The sequence below is a fragment of the Clostridium intestinale genome (assembly GCF_035905475.1).
In the GTDB taxonomy this organism is placed as follows: Bacteria; Bacillota; Clostridia; order Clostridiales; family Clostridiaceae; genus Clostridium_T; species Clostridium_T intestinale.
Genome location: NZ_CP121166.1, coordinates 808,339 through 821,758, shown reverse-complemented (window position 1 = coordinate 821,758; position 13,420 = coordinate 808,339). Strand labels below are relative to the sequence as shown.

General features: G+C 30.0%; 13 protein-coding genes. 4 read left to right on the top strand and 9 right to left on the bottom strand.

What is annotated here, in order from left to right:
* Window positions 1–180 precede the first annotated feature (180 nt).
* Complete coding sequence (locus P8F83_RS04165) at window positions 181–1,305, bottom strand: LCP family protein (protein ID WP_326513581.1); 1,125 nt, start codon at window positions 1,303–1,305, stop codon at window positions 181–183.
* Between the two features lie 133 nt (window positions 1,306–1,438).
* Here P8F83_RS04165 and P8F83_RS04160 point away from each other — a divergent pair, with 133 nt between their 5' ends.
* A complete protein-coding gene (locus tag P8F83_RS04160) occupies window positions 1,439–2,413 on the top strand; it encodes a biotin--[acetyl-CoA-carboxylase] ligase (RefSeq protein ID WP_326513580.1) in 975 nt (324 codons plus the stop codon).
* A gap of 29 nt (window positions 2,414–2,442) precedes the next feature.
* Here the strand turns inward: P8F83_RS04160 and P8F83_RS04155 are convergent, their stop codons facing one another.
* Window positions 2,443–3,396 (bottom strand): L-lactate dehydrogenase, encoded by a 954-nt coding sequence (locus tag P8F83_RS04155; protein WP_238904245.1) that lies wholly within the window; start codon window positions 3,394–3,396, stop codon window positions 2,443–2,445.
* Between the two features lie 280 nt (window positions 3,397–3,676).
* On the opposite strand from P8F83_RS04155, the gene rocF reads away from it, so the two are divergent.
* Entirely contained in the window at window positions 3,677–4,579 is a 903-nt protein-coding gene (rocF, locus tag P8F83_RS04150; protein WP_021802361.1) for an arginase, read from the top strand.
* A 96-nt stretch (window positions 4,580–4,675) separates the two neighbouring features.
* Window positions 4,676–5,287 carry a 3'-5' exonuclease gene (locus P8F83_RS04145; protein WP_286908094.1) on the top strand — a complete coding sequence of 204 codons (612 nt, stop codon included), beginning with the start codon at window positions 4,676–4,678 and terminating at the stop codon, window positions 5,285–5,287.
* An 87-nt stretch (window positions 5,288–5,374) separates the two neighbouring features.
* Here P8F83_RS04145 and P8F83_RS04140 read toward each other — a convergent pair whose 3' ends face one another.
* Window positions 5,375–6,631 carry a M48 family metallopeptidase gene (locus tag P8F83_RS04140; RefSeq protein ID WP_326513579.1) on the bottom strand — a complete coding sequence of 419 codons (1,257 nt, stop codon included), beginning with the start codon at window positions 6,629–6,631 and terminating at the stop codon, window positions 5,375–5,377.
* Between the two features lie 189 nt (window positions 6,632–6,820).
* Between P8F83_RS04140 and rd the strand changes: the two genes are divergently transcribed.
* Window positions 6,821–6,982 (top strand): rubredoxin, encoded by a 162-nt coding sequence (gene rd / locus P8F83_RS04135; RefSeq protein ID WP_073016866.1) that lies wholly within the window; start codon window positions 6,821–6,823, stop codon window positions 6,980–6,982.
* A 29-nt stretch (window positions 6,983–7,011) separates the two neighbouring features.
* Here rd and pflA read toward each other — a convergent pair whose 3' ends face one another.
* From pflA to pyrF, 6 genes are all read right to left on the bottom strand, one after another.
* Window positions 7,012–7,731 (bottom strand): pyruvate formate-lyase-activating protein, encoded by a 720-nt coding sequence (gene pflA / locus P8F83_RS04130; RefSeq protein WP_326513578.1) that lies wholly within the window; start codon window positions 7,729–7,731, stop codon window positions 7,012–7,014.
* Between the two features lie 54 nt (window positions 7,732–7,785).
* Complete coding sequence (pflB, locus tag P8F83_RS04125) at window positions 7,786–10,011, bottom strand: formate C-acetyltransferase (RefSeq protein WP_326513577.1); 2,226 nt, start codon at window positions 10,009–10,011, stop codon at window positions 7,786–7,788.
* A gap of 172 nt (window positions 10,012–10,183) precedes the next feature.
* On the bottom strand, window positions 10,184–10,858 hold the full coding sequence (pyrE, locus tag P8F83_RS04120) for an orotate phosphoribosyltransferase (protein WP_326513576.1): 675 nt from the start codon (window positions 10,856–10,858) through the stop codon (window positions 10,184–10,186).
* A 22-nt stretch (window positions 10,859–10,880) separates the two neighbouring features.
* Window positions 10,881–11,783 (bottom strand): dihydroorotate dehydrogenase, encoded by a 903-nt coding sequence (locus P8F83_RS04115; RefSeq protein ID WP_326513575.1) that lies wholly within the window; start codon window positions 11,781–11,783, stop codon window positions 10,881–10,883.
* A 14-nt stretch (window positions 11,784–11,797) separates the two neighbouring features.
* Entirely contained in the window at window positions 11,798–12,535 is a 738-nt protein-coding gene (locus P8F83_RS04110; RefSeq protein WP_326513574.1) for a dihydroorotate dehydrogenase electron transfer subunit, read from the bottom strand.
* Between the two features lie 9 nt (window positions 12,536–12,544).
* Window positions 12,545–13,417, bottom strand: a complete 873-nt coding sequence (pyrF, locus tag P8F83_RS04105) for an orotidine-5'-phosphate decarboxylase (RefSeq protein ID WP_326513573.1) — start codon at window positions 13,415–13,417, stop codon at window positions 12,545–12,547.
* Window positions 13,418–13,420 lie beyond the last annotated feature (3 nt).

Here is a 13,420-nt window from a genome sequence, read left to right as displayed (position 1 = left end):
CTTTCTTTCAATTAATTAAGCAAGTAAATGAGTTTACCTGCTTAATTATATAATTTATGTATTACTATTTCAATAAATTTAAAATTAATTAATAATATTTTAATGGAAAATATAGTTATAAAAACCTATAAACCTTTAAAATTCTTCCATTTCACCCATTATCTCAGGATTTACTTACTATTAATTACTTAAATTAGCTTTTTCTTCTTCATCCTCATTAATCTGTGTTTTTTGTCTATCATCAGGTAACGATACCTTTTCTTGCTGTTCTTTAACTTTATCAAACTGAACTTGTTGATTTTTGTATTGACACATAGCATTTTTAAAACTTAAATTATTATAGTTTGAAGAATCCCACTTTTTATCATTAAAAATAAAATCTTTCATAGCATTACCATTTTGTTCTTTATCTATAAGTAGCACCCAACCTTTATCTAAAAACTCGCCACCTTCACTTAATTCATTAATAGGTATTTGAAGCTGATCGTATGTAGGAGGATTAAATTTATAAAATGTATATCCATAATCAAAAAGTTTGGCTGGTTCAATATTAGTTTTTACACAACTTAACAGAGCATTTGCTACTGACGTATACTTTAAGGGAGATATGTCTCTAGCTTTAGTTGCAATAAGTGTTAAAACATTTCTCTGCCTTTCAGTTCTTTCATAACTACCATTTCCTACCTTCCTTATTCTTGAATAAGCTAATGCTTGTTGCCCATCTAAATTTTGTAGTCCAGCTTTTTCAAGTGGTGGAGATTTATCTTCTCTGACTTCTCCTATGTACTTATTAATTTCCTCAATCTCATAATCCTTTACATCAATTTCTAAGCCACCCATAGCATCAACAATATCTTCAAAACCCCAAAAATTAACTACTATATACTTATCTAACGCTACTCCAAAATTTTCTTTTATAGTTATCATTAATAACTCAGCTCCACCTAATGCGTAGGCTGCATTTATTTTTTGATCGCTATATCCTGGTATCTTTACATAAGTATCTCTCATGATAGAAGTAAATTTAAGTTTTTGATTACTTCCATCAATAGTTGCAATAATTATGGAGTCACTTCTTGCAGCTTCATCTAATGTCCTTGCATCTGTTCCAATTAATAATATATTTGTAATTCCTTTTTCTTCATGATATTTTATTTCTTCTTTCACTTCTGGGGTAACCTCTAGATTCGGTTCCACAGGAGTATATATTTTTGTTCTCATATAAAAATAACTTCCTAAGGCTATAGAAGCTATTATAATAACTAAGATAGCTATTAACAAAATAACTTTTTTCTTCTTACCCATTCTTTCTCTGATCCCCTCTATTCATAGAAATTAATCATAATATATAATTATACAGTAATATTTTCACCAAACATTTCAAAAGTATGACATTTTAATGTTATAATTGACTAAAAAATGTTTTAAGGAGCACTATATGTTAAAAGATGAAATTTTATTAACTTTATCTTCTAATCCTAAAGAATTTACATCTGGAGAGGATATAAGTGATAAGCTTGGAATCTCTCGAGCTGCTGTATGGAAATATATAAAAACCTTACGTGAAGAAGGATATGTAATAGAGTCTTATTCAAGAAAGGGTTATAAATTAATCTCATCACCTAATATTTTTTCTGTTGATACTTTAAAATCTTCATTAGTTAATAATTCCTTAATCAAAGAAATTTTGCATTATAATACTATAGATTCTACTAATGATTTTTGTAAAAATAGTTCTGATACTCTTAAAGATGGCACTTTGGTATTGGCTGAAACTCAAACTCAAGGGAGAGGTAGATTTAACAGGCCCTGGTTTTCACCTAAGGGCACTGGTATATTCTGCTCTATTTTTCTTAAACCTAAATTGTCACCTTATGATATTTCAAAAATAACTTCAATAATCTGTGCCTCAATAGCTAAAACCTTAATTGATATGAATATCCCTATATCAGTTAAATGGCCTAATGATATATACTTAGATGGTAAAAAGCTAGGTGGAATTCTTACAGAAATGAAGTGTGATATGGATGAGATTAATTACTTAATTATAGGTTTTGGATTAAATATAAATCAAAGTAAAGAAGATTTTCCAGGGGATATTGATAAAATAGCCTTATCTCTAAAAAGCTATTTTAACCATGATTTTAGCCGAGAAGATATTCTTGTATCTATTTTAAATAATTTTGAATATTTTTATAAAGCATTACTTAACAATTCTGAAAGCAAAGAAGCTTTTCAAATAATTAAAGACAATTCCTACGTTTTAAATAAAGAAGTTATTATACTTAAAGGGAAAGAAAGCATAACAGGTAAAGTTGTAGATTTAGGTGAAAATGGTGAGCTGCTTTTAGATATAAATGGTAAGATTGAACAAATATATTCTGGAGAAGTTTCACTTAGAATAAAAATTTAAAAAGGTGAAGAGGGATTTTTCCTCTTCACCTATTGTATTCCTGCTTCTTTTAAATGCTTTTTTATTATTTCTGCTGACTCTTTTAATTTCTCCTTTTCTTCTGGATTTAAGGAAACTTCTAATATCTTTTTAGCTCCTTCTCTATCCACAATTGTAGGTATAGCTAAATAAACATCTTCTAGTCCATATTCACCGTTCAATAAAGAACTAACTGTTAAAATAGAGTCTTCATCTCTTAAAATAGCCTCAACAATTCTCCTTATAGCTAGACCAACTGCATAGTTTGTATAACCTTTTTTATTTATTATATTGTAGGCAGCATCTTTTACTTCTTTAGGTATGTCATTTTTAAAAGAGGAATCACATCTTTTACACATCTTTTCACAATATTCATCGGCTGATATTCCAGCTATATTAGTTAAACTCCATGCAGCTATTTCTGAATCGCCGTGTTCTCCTATTATATAGGTATGGATATTCCTAGCGTCTATTTCAAAATGTTCACTAAGCATATATTTAAATCTAGAAGTATCTAACACAGTTCCAGACCCTATTACCCTATTAGCTGGCAATCCAGATATCTTGTAGGCAATATAGGTTAATATATCCACTGGGTTTGATACAATTAATAATATAGCATTAGGACTATATTTCACTACTTCTGGTATTATGCTCTTAAATATAGGAATATTTTTATTTATAATATCTAATCTTGTTTCTCCTGGTTTTTGTCCAACTCCAGCCGTAACTATTACTATATCTGAATCTTCAGTGTCTTTATATTCACCTGCTCTAACATCAACAGCTTTAACAAATGCAGCTCCGTGAGATAAGTCCATAGCCTCTGCTAAAGCTTTTTCTTTATTTATATCAACTATAACTATTTCTGATGCAAGCCCTTCTAGCATTAATGCATAAGCAGTAGTAGAACCTACAAATCCTGCACCTATAATTGAGATTTTGTTTCCTTTTTCCTTAATCATAATCTAAACCTCCTAGTTTAGTTATTGTTATTTAATAATAATTATTATCCTCACTTTCATTATATTACTAATGATAACAACTTTCAATAACATTGTTAATTTTTTCATTAATTATTTATTTATAATTCGACAAACTAAATATAATATGATTTAAATTTTTTTAACAAAATTTTAAAAATTAGCTCTTATATTTTGTCTTAATATGATATATAATTTATCAGGTGTGTCTTAACCATAAGATATGCGAGGATGAATTACTTTATACATTGGAGGTGATTCCATGGAAATTAATACAATAGGAGTTCCTATTTTTTACGGTTGTGATATTGAAGGCGTAAATTTAGGTCCTAATACATTAAGAGAAAATGGATTATTAAAAATATTAAAGAAAAGCAACAATATAGTTTTTGATTTAGGAAACATATATGTTCCTGAATTATTAGTTGAAGATAAATTTAAAGAACATGAAAACATGAAATATTTATCTGCTATTGTTGAGACAAATAGAAATTTAGCCCATGCGGTATATGCTTCATTGTCTTCTAACTCCTTCCCATTTGTAATTGGCGGGGATCATTCTTTAGGACTTGGAAGCTTAAGTGGTGCATCTAGATATTTTAAGGATGATTTAGGTGTTATTTGGGTAGATGCTCATGGAGATATAAATACTTATCTGACTACACCTTCTGGAAATGTTCATGGAATGCCTTTATCAGCAGCAATGGGATTAGGTCATGCCGTATTAAGAGACCTATATTTTAGAGGAAGAAAAATAGATCCTAAAAAAGTATTTATAATTTGTGCTCGTGATTTAGATCAAGGAGAACTAGATTTAATTACAGAATTAAATATAAATGTCTGGACTACAAAAGATATAAATTCTATAGGCGTTACAGCATTTTTAGAGGATTTTAATAACAGATTGTCAAACATCAATATTAATAATCTTCATTTAAGCTTTGATATAGATTCACTAGACTCATCGTTAGTACCAGGTACAGGAACACCAGTACATGATGGTATGAATATAAAAGACATAAAAAATATTTTAACAGGAGTTTTCTCAACTTCTAAGGTTAGGTCTATGGATTTTGTAGAATTTAATCCTTTATTAGATAAAGAATCTGTAACCTTAAACAATTGTCTTGAAATTCTTGAACATGTATCAGCCTTGATTAAATAAGTCTTGTTTTTAAGCGAGACTTTTTTCATTAAAATCCTTTATTATTTAACTGATTTATATTATCATATAGTTATGTAATTTTTAGGAGGACAAATTATGAAATTACTTTTTTTTGATACTGAAACAACTAGTATAAAGCCAGGACATATTTGTCAACTAAGCTATATAGTAGTTGATTCAAATGAAAAACCACAAAAAACTTACGGAAAAAATTATTTTTTTACAGTAGATGAAATGGATCCATCAGCTCAAGAAGTTCATGGATTTTCTTTAGAAAAGCTTTATGAATTAAGTGAAGGAAATTATTTTGAAGATAGTTTTGAAAATTTTATAGATGATTTTATACAAGCTGATTTTATAATTGGTCATAATGTATCTTTTGATTTAAAATTTTTAAACAGTGAACTGCTATACATATTGGGAGAAGATTTTAAAGCTAAAAATACTTTCTGTACCATGAATTATTACAAAAATGTATTAAAACTCTATAGACCAAGCGGCGACTTTAAAAATCCTAAACTTCAAGAGGTAGTTGATTATCTATCTATAACAAAGGATAAAATCACAGAAACTGCTGACAAACTATTTGAAGGAAGCGGAAACTATCATGATGCAAGATTTGATACAGCTGCTACCTATCTTATAGTTGTTGAAGGTATTAAAAAGGGATTAATTGCTCCTGGATACTTTTCTTCTAAAGTAAAATAAAGACTAAGAGATTTACAGATATATTACTTAAATATACCAGTAAATCTCTTTTTATTTCAGCATTTCTATTCTTCATAAATTCATAAGTTATTTATCATAATCATAACTATTTGAAAGATCAATTCTTTCTTTTGCAGTAGGATGATCAAATCTTAATATCTTATACCATTCATCAACGTTATATGGCGATAGATTTGTTTCCATAAATCTTAATTCCAAAATTCCATTAGTTAAATTATCGTTTGTAGCTTCAATTGCAAATCTATCTGCTTCAATCTCTATTTTTCTCGAATAATATAAGGATATCGGTGAAGTAACCATGCTTATTATAGTTGAATAAAGTAATACATATCCTAACCCATAAGGTCCCTTTAAAGCTCTTCTAGACTTTCTATTAATCATCAAAAGCAATATTATAGATGACCCATATGTAATTATGCTTAGCACAGCTTCTAACACCATACCTTTAGGTATATGATTTAATTTATAGTGGCCTATCTCATGAGCAACTACAGATAATATCTCATCCTCATTCAAACTTTGTAAGGTCGTATCCCATATAACTATTCTCTTAGTGGAAAATATTCCTGTCATGTAAGCATTTAAAGCTGATGTTTCGTCACTTTTTTTGATTTCATATACCTTTAAATTTTTAATTCCATTTTTTTCAGCTAAATTAACAATTTTAGTTTCAAGCACTTTATCACTAACAGGCTTTATATCATTTATTAAGGGATCAATAACAACAGGATATATAAATACTCCAAAAATCATTATAAGGACGTATAAACCTCCAAGAGAAAGTATCCATCTTTTTATATTTTTTATTATATAAAATGAAAGACCTAAAAACAGAGAAAATATAACTAAATTTAGTATTTCTCCTTTTAATAAGTCTAGGAGCCAATCAATAAATCCATAATTAAGCAGTCCTACAAGCTTTAATCTATAAAAAGATGAAAAAAATGCTATAGGGAACAAGATAACAAAATTTATAATAGTATATGCTATTCCCATGATAACTCCCTGAGAAAAATTATTTTTAATTTTTTTATTAAATAATTCCTCAGCATATTCTAAAAGAGATGATTTTAATATAAATATTGGTATTAAAATAGCTAATATTGTCCTTATAACAAAATAATTTTTAGAAAAGATATAGTTAGTTTTAACTATTGATGTTTCCTCAGGAACTATTATCTTGTTATTTTCTATTTTAATCTCAATTTTGCTTTTTTCTCCTAGAGATTCTTTATTTTTATATTCTATAAATAAAGTTACTCCAGCAGTAATAAAAAATACTATTGTAACAAATACTAATAACTGTGAAAGAATTCTTTTCAAATCATCAACCCCTTTTAATCTTTATACATATAATAATATTTTTACTATAGCAAAATATTCTTTCATTGTGAAATATTAAGTAAAAATATTATGTAGTGGCAAATATTCCCTTGATATTATTATACTATATGGTATAATATACTCACAGGTAATAATAATTATTATTATTTAACAATGGAGGTAATTACTATGAAAAGTTATATTTGTGATGTTTGTGGATATGTATACGATCCAGCAATAGGCGACGAGGACAATGGAATAGCTCCAGGAACTTCTTTTGAAGATATTCCAGAAGATTGGGTATGCCCACTTTGCGGAGTAGGTAAAGATGAATTCTCTGTAGTAGAATAGAAAAAAACATCAGCCTCAGCTGATGTTTTTTATTTTTTGACTAAATCTATTAAAATTTTCTCTAGTTCTTTAGCTTTAGCCTTATCCATAGCAGGCATTCCCTCTAGCTTATATTTCATGTTTAATATTTCATATTTGTTAGTTCCTAATAGGTGATATGGTAAAAGTTCTATTTTATCTACATTTTTTAACTCTTTAATAAAATCTGCTAAGTTTTGCATATCTTCAACTGTGTCCGTAACTCCAGGCATAACCACATGACGTATCCACATCTTAATATTCATTTCTTGAGCAATTTCTAAAAACTTCAAACTTTCCTTAACTTCTCGTCCTGTTATTTCACTATATTCCTTAGGATTATAATGCTTAATATCAAAAAGAATCAAATCTACATACCTTAATATTTCTTCGTATCTACCTGCACCTACTCCAGCTGTATCAATGGTTGTATGTATCCCTCTTTCTCTACACAACTTCAGAACTTCAATTAAAAAGTCTGGTTGAAGTAGTGGTTCTCCTCCTGAAAAAGTCACTCCTCCACCTGAGTTTTTAAAGTAGGTCTTATATCTTTCAATTTTATCAACAAGCTCTACAGGAGTTATACTTTCCCCTCCTGAAATAGCCCAAGTATCTGGATTATGACAGAATGTACATCTTAATGCACATCCTTGAAAAAATACAACAACTCTTATTCCGGGCCCATCTACAAGCCCCATAGTTTCTATAGAATGTATGTTGCCTTTTATCATAAATACACTCCTCCTAAATTTATAAGGAAGCTAGTAAACTAGCTTCCTTAAATCTTATAAACTTTCGTGGAAAGTTCTGCTTATAACTTCCATTTGTTGATTTTTTGTTAATCTATTAAAGTTAACAGCATAACCTGATACTCTTATTGTTAAAGTAGGGTACTTTTCTGGATTTTCCATAGCATCCATTAAAGTTGCTCTATTTAATACATTAACATTTAAGTGATGAGCTCCTTGAGTGAAATATCCATCAAGAACTCCAACTAAGTTAGTTACTTGTTGTTCATCTTCTTTTCCTAAAGCTTGAGGTACTATAGAGAAAGTATTAGATACTCCATCTTCACAAACTTCGTTATAAGGTATCTTAGCTACTGAGTTTAATGAAGCTAAAGCTCCGTTAATATCTCTTCCATGCATTGGGTTAGCACCTGGAGCAAATGCTTCTCCAGCTTTTCTTCCATCTGGTGTAGCTCCTGTTTTCTTACCATAAACAACGTTTGAAGTTATAGTTAAAACCGATAGTGTATGTTTAGCATCTCTATATAAAGGATGTTTCTTTAATTCTTTAGAGAATTTATTAACTAATTCTACAGCTATATCATCAACTCTAGCATCGTCATTTCCGTATTTAGGGAATTCTCCTTCTATTTCAAAGTCAACAGCTATTCCATTTTCTCTTATAGGCTTAACTTTTGCGTACTTTATAGCACTTAAAGAGTCAGCAACTACTGAAAGTCCAGCTATACCAAATGCCATTAATCTACCTACTTCTGTATCATGAAGAGCCATTTGACCTGCTTCATAAGCATATTTATCATGCATGCAGTGAATTATATTCATTGTATCAACATATAGCTTAGCTACATAGTCTAATACTTTGTAGTAATTATTTTTTACTTTTTCAAAATCAAGTACTTCATCCTCAATTTTTTCTAAACCTTGGATAACTACTGTACCTTTCTTCTCATCTACTCCACCATTTATAGTGTAAAGTAAAGCTTTAGCAAGGTTACATCTAGCACCAAAGAATTGCATTTGCTTTCCTACTCTCATAGCAGATACGCAACAAGCAATTGCATAGTCGTCTCCATATACAGGTCTCATAACCTCATCATTTTCATATTGAATTGAGTCTGTTAATATTGACATTTTTGCACAGTATTTTTTGAATCCTTCTGGTAATTTATCAGACCATAATACTGTCATATTTGGTTCTGGAGCTGATCCTAAATTAGTTAAAGTATGTAGATATCTGAAAGAGTTTTTAGTAACTAATGTATTACCGTTAACTCCCATACCACCTAATGACTCAGTTACCCAAGTTGGATCTCCTGCAAATAAATCATTATATTCTGGTGTTCTTAAATGTCTTACTAATCTTAACTTAATTATAAATTGGTCGATTATTTCTTGAGCTTCTAATTCAGTGATAACACCAGCTTTTAAATCTCTTTCGATATATACATCTAAAAATGTAGCAGTTCTTCCAAGAGACATAGCCGCTCCATTATTTTCTTTTACTGCTGAAAGATAAGCTAAGTAAACAGCTTGAACAGCTTCTTGAGCATTTGAAGCAGGTTCTGATAAATCAACACCATATTTTGCTGCCATACTCTTTATAGCACTTAGTGCTCTTATTTGTTCAGAAACTTCTTCTCTTTTTCTTATAAGCTCATCTAACATATCGCCTTTAAGAGCTTTTAAGTCTTTTTTCTTTTCTTGAATTAAGAAATCAATACCGTATAAAGCAACTCTTCTATAGTCGCCTATTATTCTACCTCTACCGTAAGCGTCTGGAAGACCAGTTAATAGACCAGCACTTCTAGCCCATCTTATTTCATCAGTATAAGCATCAAAAACCCCTTGGTTATGAGTTTTTCTATATTTAGGGAAGAACTCGCTTATTTGTTCATCCATCTTAAATCCATAAGCTTCTAATGATTGTTCAACCATTCTCCATCCACCAAAAGGATTTACAATTCTTTTAAGTGGAGCATCAGTTTGAAGTCCTACTACTACTTCATTTTCTTTATCAATATATCCAGCTTCATAACTGTCAATTCCTGATATTCTATCAGTAGCTACGTCAATTATACCTTTTTTTATTTCTTCAACTATAAGATTACTTGATTTTTCCCAAACATTTTTAGTTTTATCAGATATACCTTCTAAGAAAGAGTCATCTCCTTCATAAGGTGTATAATTTTTTTGTATGAAGTTTCTAACGTCAATTCTCTCTTGCCATACTCCCTCACTGAAACCATTCCATTGTTTAAACATATTCATTCCTCCTGGTAAAAGATTACGCTTTTATTATAACCTATAATTATCAATTTGTTAATAGGTTTTTCCATTTGAAACAAATATTCATTTATCGTTAATAATAATTATCGTTTAATTCCAATATATGAAAATGATAAGGTTTTAATTGATAAATGTTTAACAATTTGTTTTATTTAGCTCCATATGTTTTATAATATTCTTCTATTCTACCCATAATCTCATCATCAATATATATTTTACCGTTGATTTCTTTGTTGTAAAGATAGTTTATAACTTCTTTCATTGTTACAATTGCACAAGTTTTAAATCCAAACTTTTCTCTTATCTCAACTAAAGCTGAATTATCTCCTTGTCCTCTTTCCATTCTATCTACAGAAATTATAAGTCCTTCTACAGTTACATCTCCTTGAGACTTTAATATAGGCATAGTTTCGTATATTGATGTTCCAGCGGTAGTTACGTCTTCAACGATTAAAACTCTATCTCCATCATTAAGATTACTACCTAATAGAATACCTTTATCTCCATGATCTTTTATCTCTTTTCTATTAGAGCAATATCTTTTATCAATCCCATATAGTTTTGATAATGATATAGAAGTAGTTACACTTAATGGTATTCCTTTATAAGCAGGACCAAAAACTACATCGTAAGTATCTACAAAATTATCTTTTATTGCTTTTGCATAAAAGTCTCCTAATTTACTTAGCTGACTACCTGTTTTATAATTCCCTGTATTTACAAAGAAAGGGGTTTTCCTTCCGCTTTTTGTTACAAAGTCTCCAAAAGTTAATACTCCACACTCTATCATAAACTCTATAAATTCTTTTTTATATGCTTCCATGTTTACACTCCTATCAATATATCTATATTTTAGCAATTCCTATGATATCATTTATATCTTTTATGCCTTCTTTAACTAAAAACTCTTCTATTCCCTTAATTATTTCTTTACCAGCAAGTGGATTTGAGAAGTTAATAGTTCCAATCTGTATGGCTGTTGCCCCAGCCATCATAAATTCTATAGCATCCTTATAATCTAAAATTCCTCCAAGTCCCACTATCGGCACATTAACAGCCTTTGAGACTTCGTACACCATCCTTAAGGCTATAGGTTTAATTGCTGGACCAGACACTCCTGCAAAAACGTTATTAAAAACTGGTTTTCTTTTATTTATATCTATAGCTAATCCTTTAAAGGTATTTACCAGTGATAGCGAATCTGCTCCAGCATTTACACAAGAATAAGCCATATCAACTATATCCTCTGCATTAGGTGAAAGCTTAACCATTAAAGGTTTATTTGTTATCTTCTTTATCTTTGAAACAACTTCTGCTGCAATACATCCTTTAATTCCAAAAGCCATTCCACCTGACTTTACGTTTGGACAGGATATATTAAGTTCTATTATATCAATATCAGTTTGGTTTAGCTTCTCACAAGCCATTTCATAATCTTCAATTGTTGCCCCACCAACATTAGCTAAAATATTAGTATTATATCTTTTCATCTTAGGAAGTTCAACTTCAATGAACCTATCTATTCCTGGATTTTGAAGTCCTACAGAATTCATCATCCCCATAGGAGTTTCATAAACTCTAATTCCATCATTTCCTTCCTTAGGATTTATGGTTAATCCTTTCGAAGAAATCCCACCTAACATTCCAACATCATAAAAATTATTGTACTCTTCCCCAAACCCAAAAGTACCTGAGGCCGCTATTACTGGATTTTTAAACTCAACTCCATTTATATTAACATTTATCATATTAATTAGCCCCCTTATAATTCCACAAAGTATCCATCAAAAACAGGACCATCTTTGCAAGTTCGTTTATTACCTTCTTTAGTTTTACAAGTACATACTAAACATGCACCAACCCCACAAGCCATATGCTTTTCTAAAGAAACATATATGTTTTTACCTTTTTCCTTAGCCATATCTACAACCTTTTTCATCATAATCTCAGGTCCACAGCAAAGTACTGTATCATATTTATCTAAATCTAAAATATCTGTAACAAAACCTTTTACCCCAAACCTCCCTGTATTAGTAGCTATGTTAACTTCATTACAGTATTCTTTTAGTTCCTCTATAAGATATACTTCTTCTCTAAAACCTGCATACATGTCAATAATATTTCTTGGGAAATTACTTCTTAATTCTTTAGATACTTGTAAAAATGGTGCTGTACCAATTCCTCCTGCAACTAATGCCACTTTCCCCAAATCTCTATCTGTAGTAAACCCATTTCCTAAAGGCCCTGTAACATTTATTGTTTGTCCAGCTTTAAGAGCTTTATATTCTTTAGTTCCATTTCCAACTACAGCATATAAAAAGGTTGCTACACCATCTTCCCATTCACATAAAGATATTGGTCTTGGAAGTAAGGTTCCTCCTTGAAGTTTTAACATATAAAACTGTCCAGCTTTTCCTTTAACTTCTTCTTTAATTTTAAGACTAAATATCCCTGAACATATTTCTTTATTCTCTATAACTTCAACTAATTTATAATTCATAAAGCCCTCCTAGAATTTACTACTTATTGCTTCTCTAATCTCATCTCTCATTCTAATTGCTTCTAATCTAGCGTAATATCCTACTCTTTCATTACCATTTCCTTCTTTATAAGCTAAAAGAATCTTTCTTGATGAGTTGACAACTCCCCCATTGCCATTATTTAAGTACATAGCCACGTCTTCAGCCTTTCCACCTTGAGCTCCATAACCAGGTATTAAGAAAAACATATTTTTAAATCTCTCTCTTAATTCTTTTGCCTCTTCTTTATGTGTACATCCTAGTACTCCACCTATTTGTGAATAGCCATACTCACCTAGATAATCATTACCTATATTACAAAGTCTATCCCCAACCTCATGATATACCTTATGCCCTTTAGTAGTATCTAAAAATTCTATATCCTCTGCTCCTGGATTAGAAGTTCTGACTAAGGAAAATACTCCTTTTTTACCATCCTTCATGTAAGGTAGATATGGCTCTATTGAATCCATTCCCATATATGGACTTAAAGTTATAAAATCAGCTTCAAAATCCCCTTCAAAATGTGCTTTAGCATACATTTTAGCAGTAGCTGCTATATCCCCTCTTTTAATATCAGCGATAATTATAGCATTCTTTTCTCTTAAGTATTCAAGTGTTCTTTTATAAGCATCGAGTCCTTTTAGTCCTAACGCTTCGTAGTAAGCTATCTGAACTTTATAACAAGCAGCAACATCTAAGGTTTCATCTATTATCTCTTTATTAAAGTTAAATATTGCATCTGCTTCATTTTTTGATGTTTCCATTATATATTCTGGAACATATTCTATACTTGTATCTAAGCCTATACATACTACACCCTTTACCTCAACACTTTTATATAATCTATCAATAATATTCATATA